The sequence below is a fragment of the Brevundimonas sp. Soil_N_31 genome (genome assembly GCF_057655995.1).
In genome coordinates this window covers 161,598-179,754 of sequence record NZ_JBDGLE010000008.1, presented here as the reverse complement: position 1 = coordinate 179,754, position 18,157 = coordinate 161,598, and the positions used below count along the sequence as shown (strand labels likewise).

The 18,157-nt window shown below is 69.3% G+C and carries 9 protein-coding genes; 7 read left to right on the top strand and 2 right to left on the bottom strand.

Annotated features, from left to right (window positions below; translation table 11 throughout):
- Positions 1-3: 3 nt before the first annotated feature.
- The gene (locus tag AC3A3G_RS14055) at positions 4-597 is read right to left on the bottom strand and encodes a TetR/AcrR family transcriptional regulator (RefSeq protein WP_200168355.1); all 594 of its coding nucleotides are present in this window, start codon (positions 595-597) and stop codon (positions 4-6) included.
- Between the two features lie 161 nt (positions 598-758).
- Between AC3A3G_RS14055 and AC3A3G_RS14050 the strand changes: the two genes are divergently transcribed.
- The 5 genes from AC3A3G_RS14050 to AC3A3G_RS14030 all read left to right on the top strand — a co-directional run bounded on the left by AC3A3G_RS14050 (position 759) and on the right by AC3A3G_RS14030 (position 9,307).
- Positions 759-1,946 carry an efflux RND transporter periplasmic adaptor subunit gene (locus AC3A3G_RS14050; RefSeq protein ID WP_125900674.1) on the top strand — a complete coding sequence of 396 codons (1,188 nt, stop codon included), beginning with the start codon at positions 759-761 and terminating at the stop codon, positions 1,944-1,946.
- Positions 1,947-1,976: 30 nt separating this feature from the next.
- A complete protein-coding gene (locus AC3A3G_RS14045) occupies positions 1,977-5,246 on the top strand; it encodes an efflux RND transporter permease subunit (RefSeq protein WP_487488475.1) in 3,270 nt (1,089 codons plus the stop codon).
- Between the two features lies 1 nt (position 5,247).
- Positions 5,248-6,687 (top strand): efflux transporter outer membrane subunit, encoded by a 1,440-nt coding sequence (locus AC3A3G_RS14040; RefSeq protein ID WP_487488474.1) that lies wholly within the window; start codon positions 5,248-5,250, stop codon positions 6,685-6,687.
- A 188-nt stretch (positions 6,688-6,875) separates the two neighbouring features.
- Entirely contained in the window at positions 6,876-8,048 is a 1,173-nt protein-coding gene (proB, locus tag AC3A3G_RS14035; protein ID WP_487488473.1) for a glutamate 5-kinase, read from the top strand.
- Positions 8,045-9,307 (top strand): glutamate-5-semialdehyde dehydrogenase, encoded by a 1,263-nt coding sequence (locus AC3A3G_RS14030; RefSeq protein WP_487488472.1) that lies wholly within the window; start codon positions 8,045-8,047, stop codon positions 9,305-9,307. Before proB ends, AC3A3G_RS14030 begins: the two co-directional genes overlap by 4 nt.
- Positions 9,308-9,465: 158 nt before the next feature.
- Here the strand turns inward: AC3A3G_RS14030 and AC3A3G_RS14025 are convergent, their stop codons facing one another.
- Positions 9,466-11,907, bottom strand: a complete 2,442-nt coding sequence (locus AC3A3G_RS14025) for a membrane-bound PQQ-dependent dehydrogenase, glucose/quinate/shikimate family (protein ID WP_487488471.1) — start codon at positions 11,905-11,907, stop codon at positions 9,466-9,468.
- Between the two features lie 268 nt (positions 11,908-12,175).
- Between AC3A3G_RS14025 and AC3A3G_RS14020 the strand changes: the two genes are divergently transcribed.
- Together AC3A3G_RS14020 and gltB are read left to right on the top strand one after the other, a co-directional pair.
- Positions 12,176-13,609 carry an NAD(P)-dependent oxidoreductase gene (locus tag AC3A3G_RS14020; RefSeq protein ID WP_487488470.1) on the top strand — a complete coding sequence of 478 codons (1,434 nt, stop codon included), beginning with the start codon at positions 12,176-12,178 and terminating at the stop codon, positions 13,607-13,609.
- A complete protein-coding gene (gene gltB, locus AC3A3G_RS14015) occupies positions 13,606-18,132 on the top strand; it encodes a glutamate synthase large subunit (protein WP_200216310.1) in 4,527 nt (1,508 codons plus the stop codon). Before AC3A3G_RS14020 ends, gltB begins: the two co-directional genes overlap by 4 nt.
- The last annotated feature ends 25 nt before the right edge of the window (positions 18,133-18,157 follow it).

Sequence of the window (18,157 nt, the reverse complement as noted above, 5' to 3'; positions counted from 1 at the left end):
AATTCAGCCGTCGATCAGACCCTGAAGCGCCTTGGCCATGCGGTCGCGCAGGCGGTCCCGCTGCTCGTCCGTCAGGGCGGAGAAGCCGTCCGACAGTTCACGGCCGATGGCCATGCCCATGATCAGGCCAGACGCCAGGCGCGCCCGCACGGCCGCGTCCTCGCCGCCGATCCACTGGGTCAGGGGATCGAAGAAGCGGTTGTTCGCCGTGCGCTGCACCACGTCCATCGCCTTGGTCGAACCGATCGAGCGCAACAGGATCAGCAGGCCGCGCATCTTCTCGCCGGTCGGATCGGCGTCACAACGGGCCGCCTCGCCAAAGACGACTTCCGTGGCCAGGCGCTGACCGAAATCGGCGCGGTCGCCCTCCATCAGGTCGCGTCCGTTCTTGCAGCTGTCCAGCACGGACAGGAACAGATCTTCCTTCGAACCGAAGTAGCGGCTGATCAGCGCCGCATCGACGCCGACGTCGCGCGCCACGTCGCGCATGCCGACATCATCATAGCTTTCCGCGCAGAAACGCTCGCGCGCCGCCTCCAGGATGGCCTGGCGGGTGGCGTTGGCGTTACGCGGGCGGGGGACGTCGCACAGGACCAATTGGTCGCACTCCAATAAACCTTACGCGCTATATGGCCTTGTCATCAGGCGTTGACAAGCGCGGCTTTCGTCGTCTTTAAGTCAGCCAGTATTGACTGGACGCATCCTCCCCAAAGAGCGACAGTCTCCCAGATCACGTTACTCCCAAGGAGATTGCGCCGATGCGCACGGTTAAGATCGCGGCCGCGTCCGCTCTGATGGCGGCCGCCCTCTATGGCTGTTCCAAGGGACAGGAAGCGCCCGCCCAGGGCGCGCCGCCCGTCACGGTGGCCGCCCCCCTGTCGCAACAGGTCGTCGATTGGGACGAATTCACGGGTCGCTTCGAGGCGCCCCGTTCGGTCGACGTGCGCGCGCGCGTCGGCGGCTACATCCAGTCGGTCCACTTCAAGGACGGCGACTTCGTGCGCCAGGGCCAACCCCTGTTCACCCTGGACCCGCGTCCGGCCCAGGCCGCCCTGGCCTCGGCTCGCGCCCAACTGGCCCAGGGTCAGGCGCAACTGACGCTGGCCCGCACGGAACTGGCCCGCGCCGAGGGCCTGCTGGCCTCGCAGGCCGTGTCTCAGGCCGAGGTCGACTCCAAGCGCGGCGCCGTCCAGACCGCTGAGGCCGCCGTGGCCGCCGCCAACGCCGCCATTCGCGCCCGTCAGCTGGACGTCGAGTTCACCCGCGTCACCGCCCCGATCTCGGGCCGCGTGTCCGACCGCCGGGTCGATCCGGGCAACCTGATCGGCGGCGGTTCGTCGGCCGGCGACGTACTGACGACCATCGTCTCGTCCTCGCCGATCTACTTCGTCTTTGACGGCTCCGAAGCCCTGGCGCTGAAGTATCAGCGCGACGCCCGCAACGGTTCGGCCCCGATCCGCATCCGCCTGCAGGACGAGACCAGCTATGACCGCACCGGTACGCTGGACTTCACCGACAACGCCATCGACGCTTCCTCGGGCACCATCCGCCTGCGCGCCGTGGTGCAGAACGCCGACGGCTTCCTGAAGCCCGGCATGTTCGGTCACGCCCAACTGGCGGGCTCGGGCGGCTATGCGGCCATGCTGGTGCCGGATTCCGCCGTCGTCACCGATGGCCCGCGCAAGGTGGTCTATGTCGTCGCCAAGGACGGCACGGTCGGCGCCAAGCCGGTCCAGCTGGGCCCCTTGGCCAACGGTCTGCGCGTCGTGCGCACGGGCCTGACGCCGGACGACCGGGTCATCATCAACGGCCTTCAGCGCGCCCGTCCGGGCCAGAAGGTCACCGCCCAGAACGGAACCATCAAGGCCGAGCAAACCAAGACCGACGCGCCCGTGACCACGGCGCCGGTCGCTTCGTCCGCCACCTTCGTCGCCAGCGCCGGCTGAGGAGGGGGCTCACGAGCCGGAACCTGATTCATGAACATATCCCGCTTCTTCATCGACCGACCGATCTTCGCGATCGTGATCTCGGTCTTAATCACCCTGATCGGCGCCTTCGCCATGCCGATGCTGCCGCTGGCGCAGTATCCCGACATCGCGCCGCCGACGATCAGCGTGACCGCCTCCTACGCCGGCGCCTCGGCTGAAACCCTCTCCGAAACGGTCGCCGCGCCGCTGGAGCAGGAGATCAACGGCGTCGAGAACATGCTCTACATGACCTCGTCGTCCACCTCGGACGGCCGGGTCTCCGTGACCGTGACCTTCCAGCCGGGCACCGATCTCGATACCGCCCAGGTGCTGGTCCAGAACCGGGTCGCCCTGGCCGAGCCGCGCCTTCCGGCGCAGGTCCGTCAGGTCGGCGTGGTCGTCAACAAGGAGTCCTCGGGCTTCCTGATGCTGGCCTCGCTGACGTCCGACGATCCCGGCATCGACAGCGACTACCTGGGCAACATGGCTCAGTCGACGATCCGCGACCGCCTGCTGCGGATCGACGGCGTCGGCGGCGTCCAGGTCTTCGGCGGCGGCAACTACTCCATGCGCATCTGGATCGACCCGGCCAAGGCGGCCGCGCGCGACCTGACCGCGCCCGAGATCGTCGCCGCCCTGCAGGCCCAGAACGTCCAGGCCGCCGGCGGCTCGATCGGCCAGCCCCCCTTCCCGACCAACGCCGCCGCCTTCGAGCTGCCGGTTCAGGTCGAGGGTCGTCTGTCGGCCCCGGAAGAGTTCGGCAAGGTCGTGCTCAAGACCGACGCTCAAGGGCGCGTGACCCGCGTCAGCGACATCGCCCGCATCCAACTCGGCTCGGAAATCTACGGCGTCGAGGGCTACTTCAACGGCCAGCGCGGCGTCGGCGTCGCCGTCATCCAGCAACCCGGTTCAAACGCCCTGTCGACGGCCACTGCGGTCATCGCCGAACTGGACGCCATCAAGGCCGACTTCCCGCCGGGCGTGAAATACGCCATCCCCTATAACCCGACGGAATACGTCGCCGCCTCGGTTTCGGCCGTGGAGGACGTGCTGATCGAAGCCGTCTTCCTGGTGATGATCGTCATCCTGGTCTTCCTGCAGACCTGGCGCGCGGCCATCATCCCGATCCTGGCCATCCCGGTCGCCCTCGTCGGCACCTTCGCGGTGCAGCTGGCCCTGGGCTATTCGATCAACTCCCTGTCGCTGTTCGCCCTGGTTCTGGCCGTCGGCATCGTCGTCGACGACGCCATCATCGTGGTCGAGAACGTCGAGCGTTACATCCGCGAGGGCCTGACCCCCAAGGAAGCGGCCTATCGGTCGATGCAGGAAGTGTCGGGCGCCCTGATCGCCATCTCCCTGGTGCTGACCTCGGTGTTCGTGCCGACCGCCTTCGTGCCCGGCATCCCCGGCATCTTCTTCCGCCAGTTCGCCGTCACCATCGCCTCGGCGACGCTGATTTCGCTGCTGGTGTCGCTGACCCTGTCCCCGGCCCTTTCGGCCCTGCTGCTCAAGCCGCACAAGGATCACGACCAGCACCGCAAGCCGGGCCTGATCGGCACGGTGATGTATTACCTCGGCTGGGCCGGAGCCAAGTTCAACGAAGGCTTCGACTGGGTGTCGGACCGTTACGGCCGTCTGACCGCCCGCCTGATCCGCATGGTCACGGTCATGCTCGTCATCTACGCCGCCCTGCTGGCGCTGACGGGCTGGCGCATGGCCGATACGCCCACCGGCTTCATTCCGGCGCAGGACCAGGGCGTGCTGATCGGCGTCGTCCAGCTTCCGCCGGGCGCCTCGCTGGAACGCACCAAAGCCGCCATGACCAAGGCTGTCGAGATCGTCCAGAAGGCCGATGGCGTTCAGGAAGTCACCGCCTTCGCCGGCCTGGACGGCTCCAGCTTCTCGCTGTCGTCCAACGCCGCCACCATGTTCATCAAGCTGAAGGACTATGATGAGCGGACCACGCCCGAACTGGAAGCCTCGGCCCTGGCCGGCGCGCTCAGCGGGGCGACCGGCGTCATCGAGGAAGCCAGCATCTTCATGCTGTCGCCCCCGCCTGTTCAGGGCATGGGCACCGGCTCGGGCTTCAAGATGATGATCCAGGACCGTTCCGGCGCCGGCTTCCAGGCTCTGGAAGGCGCGACCTTCGCCATGATGGGCGCGGCCGCCCAGGCGCCGGAGCAGGTGCAGCAGGTGTTCAGCCTCTACAACACCGGCTCGCCGCGCATCGCCGCCAATGTCGACCGCGACAAGGCCCTGCTGATGGGGGTCCAGCCCTCGACCGTGTTCAGCACCCTGGGCACCTACCTCGGCTCGACCTACGTCAACGACTTCAACTTCCTGGGCCGCACCTTCCGCGTGACCGCCCAGGCCGAGCCCGCCTATCGCGACGAGTTGGCCGACATCGCCAACCTGAAGGTCCGTTCGGCCTCGGGCGGGATGGTGCCGATCGGTTCGGTGGCGACCCTGGCCGACGATTCCGGCCCGGCGCGCGTGGTCCGCTACAACCTGTTCCCGGCTTCGGAACTGCAGGGTGAAGCGGCGCCGGGCGTGTCCACCGGCGACGCCATCGCCACGATGGAAGAGCTGGCGGCCAAGACGCTGCCGGATGGCTTCAGCTACGAGTGGACCGAAATCGCCCTGCAGGAGAAGCAGGCGGCGGGCGGCGCGACCATCATCTTCATCATGGCGGTGGTGTTCGTCTTCCTGGTGCTGGCCGCTCAGTATGAGGCCTTCACCCTGCCGCTGGCGGTCATCATGATCGTGCCGATGTGTATCCTGGCGGCCATTCTCGGGGTGAACCTGCATGGTCTGGACAACAACATCCTGACCCAGGTCGGCCTGGTGGTCCTGATCGCGCTGGCGGCCAAGAACGCCATCCTGATCGTGGAGTTCGCCAAGCAGGCCGAAGACGAAGAGGGCCTGAACCGTTGGGACGCCGCCATCCAGGCTGCGCGCCAGCGTCTGCGCCCGATCCTGATGACCTCGTTCGCCTTCATCTTCGGCGTGCTGCCCCTGGCCATCGCCACGGGCCCCGGCTCGGAGATGCAGAACGCCCTGGGCATCGCGGTGGTCTATGGGATGCTGGGGGTGACCTTCTTCGGTCTGATCTTCACCCCGGTCTTCTATGTCATCTGTCGCTGGATGGCGGGCAAGCTGCCTAAGGCGCCGGGCAAGGAGCGCGAGCTCCCGACCAGCTTCGGCTCCACCCCGCACGACCACTTTGACCCCGACGGCCCGGAACCGGCTCCCGCCGCTCCGCGCCAGGGAGATGCGTAAAATGAACGGCAAACTCCGCACTCTGCTGACCGCCGCGGGGTCGGCCGCCCTGCTCGCCGCCTGCGCGGTGGGCCCCAAGGCGCCGCTCCCCACCCTCCCGGCCGAAGGCCAGGGCGCCTTCGTCGGCTCGCAATCCGCCTCGGTTTCGACCGAGGCGGCCCGCGACGACTGGTGGCGGCTGTATCAGGATCCGACGCTGGACGGCCTGATCCAGCAGGCCCTGACCGAGAACAACGAGCTGGAGGCGGCCGCAGCCAATCTGCGCGCCGTCCGGGCCTCGCTGTCCGAAGCCCGCTCGGGCCGGTTCCCGACCACCACGACCTCGGCCGCCTATAACCGCAGCCGGGCCTCGACCGACACCGTGCCGACCGCCGGCGGAGCCAAGCTGCCGGAAGTCGACACCTATGACGTCGGCCTGGACGTCTCCTATGAGATCGACCTGTTCGGCCGGGTGGAATCCTCCATCCGCGCCGCGCGGGGCGACGTGGCCGCCGCCGCCGCCGCCCTGGAGGTCGTGCGGGTGACCGTCGCGGCCGAAACGGCCCGGGCCTACGCCGACACCTGCTCGGCCAACGCCCAGATCGCCGTGGCCGAGCGGACCATCGACCTGCAGGCCAAGACCGTCGACCTGACCCAGCGCCTGCTGGACGGAGGCGCCGGCAACGGCCTGGACGTCGCCCGCGCCCGCGCCGCCCTGGAGCAGACCCGCGCCAGCCTGCCGCCCCTGCGGGCGTCGCGCGACGGCGCCCTGTTCCGCCTGGCCACCCTGACCGGCCGCACTCCGGCCGAGGCCAGCGAAGCGGCTCGCGCCTGCCAGTCGCCGCCGCAACTGTCGCAGCCGATCCCGGTCGGCGACGGCGCGGCCCTGCTGGCCCGTCGTCCCGACGTGCGTCAGGCGGAGGCCCGCCTGTCGGCGGCCGCCGCCCGCGTCAACGTCGCCACCGCCAACCTCTATCCCAGCATCCGCCTGGGCGGGTCGGTGGGCTCGACGGCGCTCGACGCCTCGGACCTGGGCGAGGACGCCAACTTCCGCTTCAACGTCGGCCCGCTGATCTCCTGGTCCTTCCCCAACGTCTGGGCGGCCCGGGCCCGGATCAAGCAGGCGGGCGCCCAGTCGGACGCGGCCCTGGCGGCCTTCGACCAGACCGTGCTGACGGCGCTGCAGGAAACCGAGACGGCGCTCAGCGCCTACGCCAACGAACTGGATCGCCGCAGGGCCCTGCGCACCGCGCGGGATCAGGCGGCCACCGCCGCCCGCCTGTCGCGTCTGCGCTTCGACGCCGGCGCCGACAGCTTCCTGACGGTGCTCGATTCCGAGCGGACCCTGGCCGGCGCCGACGCCGCCCTGGCCGCGTCGGAAGCCCAGGTCACCACCTACCAGATCGGCCTGTTCAAGGCCCTGGCGGGTGGTTGGGAACAGGCTCCCGATCCCGAAGCCTGACCTTCAGCCTCAAGCTGAAACTAGGACGCCCGGCCGGTTCGCCCGCCGGGCGTTTTCTTTGGCGGTTCTTCTGCTGAACCGACGACGATCAGAATATTATTCATAACGACACCGCCAATCCGACACCACAATGAACAATCGTCGCCAACAACTTGGCCTGAACGATGATCTTGCGATAGGGAGGCTGAGTGACCTCCTCCGCCGCCCCCCTCCCCGAAGCCCTTGAGGCCGCCGCCTCGCCTGCCGTCGCCCTGGCCCAGGCGCGCCGGGTGGTGATCAAGATCGGCTCCTCCCTGCTGTTCGACGCCGCGCGCCGCGCCGTCGCCGCCGACTGGCTGGCGAGCCTGGCCGCCGACATCGCCGACCTGCGTCGCCAGGGACGAGAGGCAGTCGTCGTCTCATCCGGAGCCGTCGCCTTGGGACGCGGACGACTGAACCTGTCGTCCAGCCGCCTTCAGGATAAACAGGCCGCCGCCGCCGTGGGCCAATCCCTGCTGATGCACGCCTGGGAGGAAGCCCTGGCGCCCCACGGCCTGATGGCGGGCCAGGTGCTGCTGACGCGCGACGACACCGAACGGCGACGCCGCTGGCTGAATGGCCGCGCCACGCTGGAGGCCCTGCTGACCCACGGCGTCGTGCCCGTGGTCAATGAGAACGACACCGTCGCCACCGAAGAGATCCGCTATGGCGACAACGACCGATTGGCCGCGCGCGCGGCCCAGCTAGGGCGCGCCGACCTGCTGATTCTACTGTCCGACGTGGACGGCCTCTACACCGCCGACCCGCGCCGCGATCCGAGCGCCCGCCACCTGTCCCTGATCGAGCGGCTGACGCCCGACATTCTGGCCATGGCCTCGGGCGCCAACGCGCAGGCCGGCGTCGGCACGGGCGGCATGGCGACCAAGCTGGCGGCGGCCCAGATCGCCGCCTCGGCCGGATGCGCCACCGTCATCGCCTCGGGCCTGAGCAACCATCCGCTGAAGGCTGTTAGCGAAGGCGCCCGCGCCAGCCTGATCCTGGCCCCCGCCACGCCTCTGGCCGCGTGGAAGCAGTGGATCGCGGGCAGCGTGGCGCCCGGCGGCGCCCTGACGCTGGATGCGGGCGCGGTCGCCGCTCTGCGCGCAGGCAAGAGCCTGCTGCCCTCCGGCGTCGTCGCCGTCAGCGGCGACTTCGGCAAGGGCGACAGCGTGCGCCTGATCTGTCCCGACGGGGCGCGCATCGGCGTCGGTCTGGCGTCCTACGCCGCCGAGGAGATCGTCCTGATCCGGGGCCGTCATTCCGACGCGATCGAAAGCCTGCTCGGCTATCGCGGCCCCTCGGTCGTCATCCACCGCGACGATCTGGTTCTGGAGGACCGATGAGCGACCTCGACGCCTTCATGCTGGACATGGGCCGCCGCGCCCGCGCCGCCGCAGAATCCTTGCGCGCCACGATGCCGGACGCCCGGACCGAGGCGCTTCGCCGGCTCGCCACAGCCTTGCGCGCCGCCGAGACCGACATCCTGGCCGCCAACGCCCGCGACGTGACCCGCGCCCGCGAAGGCGGCCTGTCCGAGGCCCTGATCGACCGTCTGGCCCTGACGCCTGCCCGCATCGAGGGCATGGCCGTCGCGGTCGAGACCATCGCCGCCCAGCCCGATCCCGTCGGCGTTGAAATGGCCCGCTGGACCCCCGCCAACGGCCTGGACATCGCCCGCGTCCGCACCCCCATCGGCGTGCTGGCCGTCATCTATGAGAGCCGCCCCAACGTCACCGCCGACGCCGCCGCCCTGTGCCTGCGCTCGGGCAATGCGGCGATCCTGCGTTGCGGCTCGGACTGTCTGGACTCCTCGCGCGCCATCGCCGCCGTCGTCGCCCGCGCCGTGGCCGAAGCAGGCCTGCCCGCCGACGCCGTCCAGTTGGTGCCCGTCCCCGACCGCGAGGCCGTCGGCGCCATCCTGTCGGGCCTCGACGGCGCCGTCGACCTGATCATCCCGCGCGGCGGCAAGAGCCTGGTCGCCCGTGTTCAGGCCGAGGCGAAGGCGCCGGTGCTGGGCCATCTGGAAGGCCTGTGTCACACCTATCTGGACGCCGCCGCAGACCTCGACGTCGCCCGCCGCGTGACCCTGAACGCCAAGATGCGCCGCGTTTCCGTCTGCGGCGCGACCGAGACCCTTCTGGTCGACCGCGCGGCGGCGGAGCGCCTGCTTCCCGCCGTCGCCGCCGACCTGGTGGCCGCCGGATGCGAACTGCGCGGCGACGCCGAGGCCCGCGCCCTGATCCCCGACATGGGCGAGGCGGTCGAAGCCGACTGGACTGCCGAATACTTGGCCCCCATTCTCTCGGTGCGTGTCGTGGACGGCGTAGACGGCGCGGTCGCGCATATCCGCGCTTACAGCTCGGGCCACACCGAGGCCATCGTCACCACCGACGAGCAGGCCGCCGAACGCTTCGCTGAAGGCGTCGACAGCGCCATTGTCCTCATCAACGCCTCGACCCAGTTCGCCGATGGGGGCGAGTTCGGCTTCGGCGGAGAGATCGGCATCTCGACGTCGAAACTGCACGCCCGCGGCCCGGTCGGGGCGGAGCAGCTGACCACATACAAATATGTGGTGCGCGGCGAGGGCCAGACGCGGCCGTAATACACATTCTCCCTCCCCCTCATGGAGAGGGTGGCTGAGGCGCAGCCGAAGCCGGGTGGGGCCGCTTAAGCAGACCACGCCCCGCCCATATCGTACGCTCCTCCCCACCCGGTCGCTACGCGACCACCCTCCCCATAAAGGGGAGGGAGAACCGCGCCTCAACGGCTTTCAGGGAGCGCATAGGCGATGACATAGTCCCCGCGCGGCGTTTCCATGAAGTGATGCCCGCCGGCCATAATGACCAGATACTGGCGGCCGTTCTGCTCATAGATCATCGGATTGGCCTGACCGCCCGCCGGAAGCACGTCCGACCACACCGTCTTGCCGGTCTCGATGTCGATGGCGCGGATCAGGTCGTCCGTCGCGGCGGCGATGAAGATCAGCCCGCCCGCCGTCACCGCCGAGCCGCCGTTGTTCGGCGTGCCGATCTCCAGCGGCAACATCGACGGAATGCCGAACGGCCCGTTCTTGCGCGCTGTACCGAACGGGCGATCCCACAGAGTGCGGCCGCTCTTCAGGTCGATGACGCGCATCCCGCCATAGGGCGGCTGCTTGCACAGCAGGCCGGTGAACTTGACCCGCCAGCCCGCGTTGACGTCGATGGCGTAGGGCACGCCCATCTGCGGGTCGCCCGCGCCTTCGGCCTTGGACTTCGACAGGTTGCCGCCGCGATTGGCCGCCTCCTTCTCGCGTTCGATGTAGCGGGGGTCGTCGCGCGCGAACCAGCCGAGACGCTCGGCCTCGGCGCGGGGCACCAGACGGTTGTGGTTGGGCATGTCGTTATAGTTGGCGACGATCACGCCACGCGCCGGATCAACCGCCACCCCGCCCCAGTCCGAGCCGCCGTTGTAGCCCGGATACTGGATCCAATGCCGGTCCGCCGTCGGCGGCGTGAAATAGCCGTCATAGGCCGCCTGATGGAACTGGATGCGGCAGACCATCTGGTCGATCGGGGACATGCCCCACATGTCGCGCTCGGTCAGGTCGGCCTTCCTCAGCGTGTGGAACAGGGAGAAGGGCTGGGTCGGACTGCGCTGCGACGGCTCGACGCCGCCCTGGGGCACGCGGCGCTCCTCGACCTTGTGCAGCGGCTGGCCGGTGCGACGGTCCAGGATGTAGAGGTCGCCCTGCTTGGACGGCAGGATCACCGCCGGAACCACAGTCCCGTTGATCGGCATGTCGACCAGGGTCGCCTGCGAGCCCAGGTCATAGTCCCAGACATCCTTGCGCACCGTCTGGAAATGCCAGCGCGGCTTGCCCGTGGTCACGTCCAGCGCGACCAGGGAGGTGGCGTATTCGTTCTCGGCCGGGCGACGCAGGCCGGAATAGTAGTCCGCCGCCGAATTGCCCATCGGCAGGAAGACCAGACCCAGCGCCTCGTCCGCCGTGGCCGTGGTCCACATGTTGGGGGTGCCCGGCGTATAGGTCTCGCCCTCGGGCGGCAGGGTGGTGATGTCCGGGCGCATCATGTCCCAGGCGAAGCGCAACTGGCCCGTCACGGCGTCGAAGCCCTGAATGACGCCCGATGCGTTCCAGCGTTTCTGTCCGTCCAGCACCTGATGGCCCGTGACCACCACGCCGCGCACGATGACCGGCGCCGAGGTGATCGACACCATGCCGGGGTAGGGATCGCCCATGCCGTGCTTGATACTGACCGAGCCGTTGGTCCCGAAACCGGCGCAAGGAACGCCCGTGCGCGCGTCCACCGCCACCAGCCGCCCGTCCAGCGTGCCCTCGATGATGCGCGTGGCGCAGGGCTGGGCCGCGTCGACGTTCGGGGCCGCGTAATAGGCTACGCCCCGGCAGGCGGCGGTATAGGGGATCTGGTCGTCGGCGACCTTGGGATCATAGGTCCACTTCTGCTTGCCGGTCGCCGCATCGACCGCGAACAGCCGGTTGCGGGCCGAGCACAGATAGAGGGTGTCGCCGATCTTCAGCGGCGTCGTCTCCGCGCCCCAGCGCTCGTCCGGCAAGTCGCCCGTGCGGAAGGTCCAGGCGCGCTGAAGCCCCTTCACATTGTCCTTGGTGATCTGGCTCAGCGGCGAATAGCGCTGGGCGCTGTCCGAACCGCCCCAGGCGGGCCAGTCTGCGCCGACCTTCAGCACTGCCGGATCGCCCACGCCGCCGTTCGCCGCGCCCGGAACCGGGCTGAGCACCCGCGCCTTGTTCGCCTGAGCCACCACCACGCCGGAAATCAGGCCGAAGACGACGATGGCCGCCAGTCCGCCCAGGGCCAGCTTGCCCCCGCCCCCGTCGCGCTTCAGCGCCGGGAAGCTGAGGACCACCGCGATCAACAGCACCAGCGGCGCCACCACGCGCGGGACCAGGGCCCAGCCGTTCAGCCCGACCTCCCACAGCGCCCAGACGACGGTGCCGATGAAGATGGCGATGTAGAGCCAGGCGCCCAACGGTCTGAGCAAGGCCAGCAGCCCGCCCGACACGATCATCAACAGGCCGACGATCAGATAATAGGCGGACCCGCCCAGCATGATCAGCTGGCCTCCGCCTATGGTCAGCGTCAGCCCGATCAGGGCGATGACAATGCCCAGAAGCCTTACCAGGACGCTCCCGAATCCGCGTCCGCGCTCGATGGATGGCATCTCGCCCCTCCTGTTCCCGCAGCTTGGCCTTGAGAAGGGGCAACACGCGAACGGCCGCGACGTTCCGCCGCGGACGGCCAACTGTTGCCGACTGGCCGACCCGCCCAAGGCGGCGAGCCCGGAAACCTATCGCAACGCACCTAAGCAAAACCCGCTCAGGCTGTAATAATTGCGATTTTTTCGCATCTTTATGCCTTCTAGAAAAATTTATGCCGCAAAATGAGAAAAATATTTGCGTGATGGGAAAATATGCCCGTCTAATGTGCACATGCAAAAAGGCGGACGATCCAACCCTGGCGGTTTCCTGATTGAGCAGCGTCGGCTGGAGAAACAGCCCGCTGATCTGCGCGTGCGCGCCTTCACCGAGATCACGCTCAAACCGACCGCCGACAGCGGCACGGTTCAGGCGTCGCGCTGCACCGACTGCGGCGTGCCCTTCTGCCAAAACGCCTGTCCGCTGCAGAACAACATCCCCGACTGGCTGGCCCTGTCGGCCGACGGCGACCTGCGCGAGGCCTGGCGCGTCGCCTCGGCCACCTCGACCATGCCCGAGATCTGCGGCCGCATCTGTCCGCAAGATCGTCTGTGCGAAGGCGCCTGCACCTTGCAGCAGTCCGGCTGGGACGGCGTCACCATCGGCTCGGTCGAGGCCTGGATCGCCGACACCGCCTTCGACAACGGCTGGGTCGAGCCCATCCGCCCCCTGGCCGAACGCCGCCAGAGCGTGGCCATCGTCGGCTCCGGCCCCGCCGGCCTGGCCGCCGCCGACCGCCTGCGCAGCGAGGGCTACGCCGTCACCGTCTATGACCGCCACGACCGCGCCGGCGGCCTGCTGACCTATGGCATCCCCGGCTTCAAGCTGGAGAAGCGCATCGTCCAGCGCCGCATCGACCGCCTGATCGAGGGCGGAGTCGAGTTCGTGCTGAACGCCAATGTCGGCGTCGATGTGACGATGGACGAGCTGCGCGCGCGCCACGACGCCGTCCTTCTGGCCATGGGCGTCTATCAGGCGCGCACCCTCAGCGTCCCCGGACGCGGTCCGAACGACACCGTCGCCGCACTCGACTTCCTGATCGCCCAGAACCGCGTCGATTGCGGCGACGCGGCTGATGCGTCCGCGCCCCACGCGGCGGGTCGCGACGTCGTCGTCGTCGGCGGCGGCGACACGGCCATGGACTGCGTCCGCACCGCCGTCCGCCAGGGCGCTGCCAGCGTCGTCTGCCTCTATCGCCGCGACCGCGAAAACATGCCCGGCTCGGCCCGCGAGGTGCAGAACGCCGAGGAAGAAGGCGTCCGCTTTGAATGGCTTGGCGCGCCCAAGGCCCTGATGTCCAAGGGCGAGGCCGTCACCGCCGTCCGCGCCCAGCGCATGGCCCTGACGGACGCCGCGCCCCGTGGCCGTCGCGACATCGCCCCCGTGCCCGGCTCGGACTTCGACCTGCCCGCCGACCTGGTGATCGAAGCCCTCGGCTTTGAGCCCGAGGCCTTTGGCGAACAGCTCGACGCCAACCTCGGCCTGACCAGGTGGAACACCCTGCAGGTGGCGCGTGGCGGTTTCGCCACCACCCTGCCCGGCGTGTTCGCCGCTGGAGACGCCGTGCGCGGCGCCTCCCTCGTCGTCTGGGCCGTGCGCGACGGCCAGGACGCTGCGGCCGAGATCGACCGCTACCTGCGCGCCCGCACCGAGGAAGCCGCGGCATGACCGACGCCACGCAACAGAACTGGCTGGCCCAGTATGAAGAGAACCGCGCCCGTCTGATTGACGGCGGCGCCTATGACCCGTCGTCGGAACGCGACGCCTGCGGCGTGGGTCTGGTCTGCGCCATCGACGGCAAGCCTCGCCGCGAAATCGTCGAGATGGCCATCAAGTCGTTGAAGGCCGTAGCCCACCGTGGCGCGGTCGACGCCGACGGCCTGTCCGGCGACGGCGCCGGCGTCATGATCGAACTGCCTCAGGCCTTCTTCGCGGCCCAGGTGCGCGCCGTCGGCCAGACCCTGCGTCCCGGCCCCATCGCCGTGGGTCAGGTCTTCCTGCCGCGCACCGACCTGGGCGCCCAGGACCACGCCCGCGCCATCGTCGAGGCCGAGGCCATCCGTTCGGGCTTCTACATCTACGGCTGGCGCCAGACCCCGCTGGACCTGTCGGTCGTCGGCGTCCGCGCCGACGCCACCCGGCCCGAGATCGAGCAGATCATGCTGGCCGCGCCAGAAGGCATGGAGATCGAGGAACTGGAGCGAGAGCTCTTCCTGTGTCGCCGCCGCATCGAAAAGGCGGTGCAGGCGTCTGGCCTGAACGGCTTCTACCTGTGCTCCCTGTCGGCCCGCTCCATCGTCTACAAGGGCATGGTCCGCGCCGAGCTGCTGGGCCAGTTATATCACGATCTCAAAGACCCCACGGTCGAGGCCGGCTACGCCGTCTTCCACCAGCGCTACTCGACCAACACTTTCCCCGAGTGGAAGCTGGCCCAGCCCTTCCGCATGCTGGCCCACAACGGCGAGATCAACACGCTTCAAGGCAACCTGAACTGGATGCGCGCCCACGAGATCCGCATGGCCGCCTCGGCCTTCGGCGACCGCGACCAGGAGGTCAAGCCGGTGGTCCAGCCGGGCGGTTCAGACTCGGCGGCGCTGGACAATGTCTTCGAGGTCTTGGTCCGCGCCGGGCGCCCCGCCCCCCTGGCCAAGGCCCTGCTGGTCCCCGAGGCCTGGTCCTCGGACGACGTGGTGATGAAGCCCGAGCACCGCGCCCTCTACGCCTATTGCAATGCGGTGATGGAGCCGTGGGACGGTCCCGCCGCCCTGTGCGCCGTCGATGGTCGCTGGGTCGTGGCGGGCAAGGACCGCAACGGCCTGCGTCCCCTGCGCGCCGTGGAAACCGTGGACGGCCTGCTGCTGGCGGGCTCCGAGGCCGGCCTGGTCCCCCTGCCCGAGGGGCGCATCAAGCGTCGCCTGCACATCGGTCCTGGCAAGCTGATCGCCGTCGATCTGAAGCACGGCCGCATCTACGACGAGCATGAGGCCGTCGACGCCCTGGCCGCCGCCCAGCCCTATGAGCAGTGGCTGGAAAACATGGTTGATCTGGAGCCGATCATCGGCCCCGGACCCGAGCCGCGCGCCGCGACGGGCGAGGCCCTGATCCGGCGCCAGATCGCCGCCGGTTTCAGCCGCGAGGATCTGGACCTGCTGCTGGACGCCCTGGTCCGCGACGGCAAGGAGGCCGTGGGGTCCATGGGCGACGACGCCCCGCCCGCCGTTCTGTCCAGCCTGCCGCGCCCTCTGGCCCACTACTTCCGCCAGAATTTCTCGCAGGTGACGAACCCGCCCATCGACCCCCTGCGTGAAGCCGGGGCCATGAGCCTGAAGACCCGCTTCAAGAACCTGGGCAACATCCTGGCCCAGGACGAGGCCCAGACCGAGGTCTTCGTGCTGGACAGCCCGGTCCTGACCACCGGCATGTATCAGCGCCTGCTGGGCGTCGTCGCCGACGGCTCGACGACGGTGATCGACTGCACCTATCCGGTCCCGGCCGAGGGCGACCGCCCCGGCGCCGGCCTGCGTCAGGCGCTCGACCGCATCCGCGACGAGGCCGAGGCCGCCGCGCGCGAGGGCGCCACCCTGATCGTCCTGACCGACGAGCACGCCTCGGCCGAGCGTCTGGCCGCGCCCATGATCCTGGCCACCGCCGGTACGCACAGCCGCTTGATCGCGGCGGGCCTGCGGACCTATTGCTCGCTGGTCGTGCGGTCGGCCGAGACCCTGGACCCGCACGCCTTCGCCGTTCTGGTCGGGGTGGGCGCCACCGCCGTCAATCCGTGGCTGGCGCAGGAACTGTTCCAGGAGCGTCTGGATCGCGGCGCCTATCCGGGCCTGACGCTCCACGACGCCTGCCTCAACTACAAGCACGGCATAGAGGCGGGGCTGCTCAAGGTGCTGGCGCGTAAGGGCATCAGCATCATCTCCGCCTACCGCGGCGGCTGCGAGTTCGAGGTCTTGGGCCTGTCCCGCGCCCTGGCCGCCGAGTTCTTCCCCGGCGCGCCGTCGCGCATCTCCGGCATCGGCCTGGCCGGTCTGGAGCAGGCGGCGCTAAAGCGTCATGCCGTGGCCTTCGGCGCGGCGGTCCCCTCCCCGTCGATGGGCGGCTTCTTCCGCATCCGTGCGGGCGGAGAAGCCCACGCCCATGACGCCAAGACCATCCACCTGCTGCAGGGCGCGGTGAACCGCGGCGACTACAAGCGCTTCAAGCAATACTCCGCCGCCGTCCGCGAGCAGCCGGATCTGGCCCTGCGCGACCTGTTGGACTTCAAGGATGGCCTGACCCCCGTCCAACTGCACGAGGTCGAGAGCGTCTCGGACATCCGCCGCCGCTTCCTGTCCCAGGCCATGTCCCTGGGCGCCCTCAGCCCTGAGGCCCATGAGACCCTGAACATCGCCATGAACCGGATGGGCGCGCGCGCCGTTTCCGGCGAGGGCGGCGAAGACCCGGCGCGCTACGTCCCGCGTCCGAACGGCGACAACGCCAACTCGGCGGTCAAGCAGGTGGCCTCGGGCCGCTTCGGCGTCACCGCCGAATACCTGAACCAGTGCCGCGAGATCGAGATCAAGGTGGCCCAGGGCGCCAAGCCCGGCGAAGGCGGCCAGCTGCCCGGCTTCAAGGTCACCGAGTTCATCGGCCGGATGCGCCACGCCGTTCCGGGCACCACCCTGATCAGCCCGCCGCCGCACCACGACATCTATTCGATCGAGGATCTGGCCCAGCTGATCTACGACCTGAAGGCGATCAATCCCGACGCCAAGGTCACGGTCAAGCTGGTCTCGGCCACCGGCATCGGCGCCATTGCGTCCGGGGTCGCCAAGGCCAAGGCCGACGCCATCCTGATCGCCGGCCACAACGGCGGCACGGGCGCCTCGCCCCAGACCTCGGTCAAGCACGCGGGGATGCCATGGGAGATCGGCCTGGCCGAGGCGCATCAGGTGCTCAGCCTGAACCACCTGCGCTCCTCGGTCAGCCTGCGCGCCGACGGCGGCATCCGCACCGGACGCGACGTGGTCCTGGCCGCGCTACTAGGGGCCGAGGAATACGGCATCGGCACCTCGGGCCTGATCGCCATGGGCTGTCTGATGGTGCGTCAGTGCCATTCCAACACCTGCCCGGTCGGAGTCTGTTCGCAGGACGAGCGCCTGCGCGCCAAGTTCACCGGCACGCCGGAGAAGGTGGTCAACCTCTTCACCTTCATCGCCGAGGAGGTCCGCGAGATCCTGGCCTCGATCGGCGCCCGCACCATCGACGAGATTGTCGGCCGCACCGACCTGCTGCGTCAGACGCGGCGCGGCGGTTCGCATCTGGACGACCTGGACCTCAACCCCCTGCTGATGAAGGTCGACGTCGACCGGCCCGGCCGCTGGGCCGACAAGGCGCGCCAGCCGGTCCCCGAGAGCCTGGACGCCCAGGTCTTGAAGGACGCCACCCCCTTCCTCGAGCGCGGCCAGACGCTGGAGCTGTCCTACCCGCTGAACAACACCCAGCGCACCGCCGGCGCCGGGGTCTCCTCGGCCATCGTCCGCAAGTTCGGGCCAGAGGGTCCGCAAGGCCGTCTGAAGCTGAAGCTGGAAGGCATCGCCGGTCAGAGCTTCGGCGCCTTTGGCGCGCGCGGCCTGATCCTCGACGTCACCGGCGAGGTCAACGACTACGTCGGCAAGGGTCTGTCGGGCGCCGACATCCATGTCCGTCCCCATGAGTGGCGCGCCGACCAGCAGGTCTGCGGCAACACTACCCTCTATGGCGCCACCTCGGGCCGTCTGTTCGTGGCGGGCGCGGCGGGCGAACGCTTCGCCGTCCGCAACTCCGGCGCCGAGGCCGTGGTCGAGGGTCTGGGCGCGCACGGCTGCGAATACATGACCGGCGGCCGTGTGGTCGTGCTCGGCGCGGTCGGCTGGAACCTGGCCGCGGGCATGAGCGGCGGCGAGCTGTTCGTGCTCGACGCCGACGGTCGCGCGGCTCAGGCCCTGAACGGCGACATGGCCGGGGTCGGTCGCATCGACGCCGAGGCGGAAGGCAGGCTCAAGGCCCTGATCGAGGCCCACGCCGGCGCCACCGGCTCGCCTCTGGCGCGACGCATTCTGGCCGGCTGGTCGACCTACGCGTCGCGCTTCGTCCGCATCGCGCCCAAGACCGTCCTGGCCGCGGAGCGCGCCATTGTTGACGTTAGGCTGGCGGAAAGGGCGTAAGTCGGCCACAGCCGCCCTGAGCCCG

Coding starts and splice junctions, on each gene's coding strand:
- AC3A3G_RS14050 (WP_125900674.1), top strand. CDS start 759: ATGCGCACGGTTAAGATCGCGGCCGCGTCCGCTCTGATGGCGGCCGCC.
- AC3A3G_RS14045 (WP_487488475.1), top strand. CDS start 1,977: ATGAACATATCCCGCTTCTTCATCGACCGACCGATCTTCGCGATCGTG.
- AC3A3G_RS14040 (WP_487488474.1), top strand. CDS start 5,248: ATGAACGGCAAACTCCGCACTCTGCTGACCGCCGCGGGGTCGGCCGCC.
- AC3A3G_RS14030 (WP_487488472.1), top strand. CDS start 8,045: ATGAGCGACCTCGACGCCTTCATGCTGGACATGGGCCGCCGCGCCCGC.
- AC3A3G_RS14025 (WP_487488471.1), bottom strand. CDS start 11,907: ATGCCATCCATCGAGCGCGGACGCGGATTCGGGAGCGTCCTGGTAAGG.
- AC3A3G_RS14020 (WP_487488470.1), top strand. CDS start 12,176: ATGCAAAAAGGCGGACGATCCAACCCTGGCGGTTTCCTGATTGAGCAG.
- gltB (WP_200216310.1), top strand. CDS start 13,606: ATGACCGACGCCACGCAACAGAACTGGCTGGCCCAGTATGAAGAGAAC.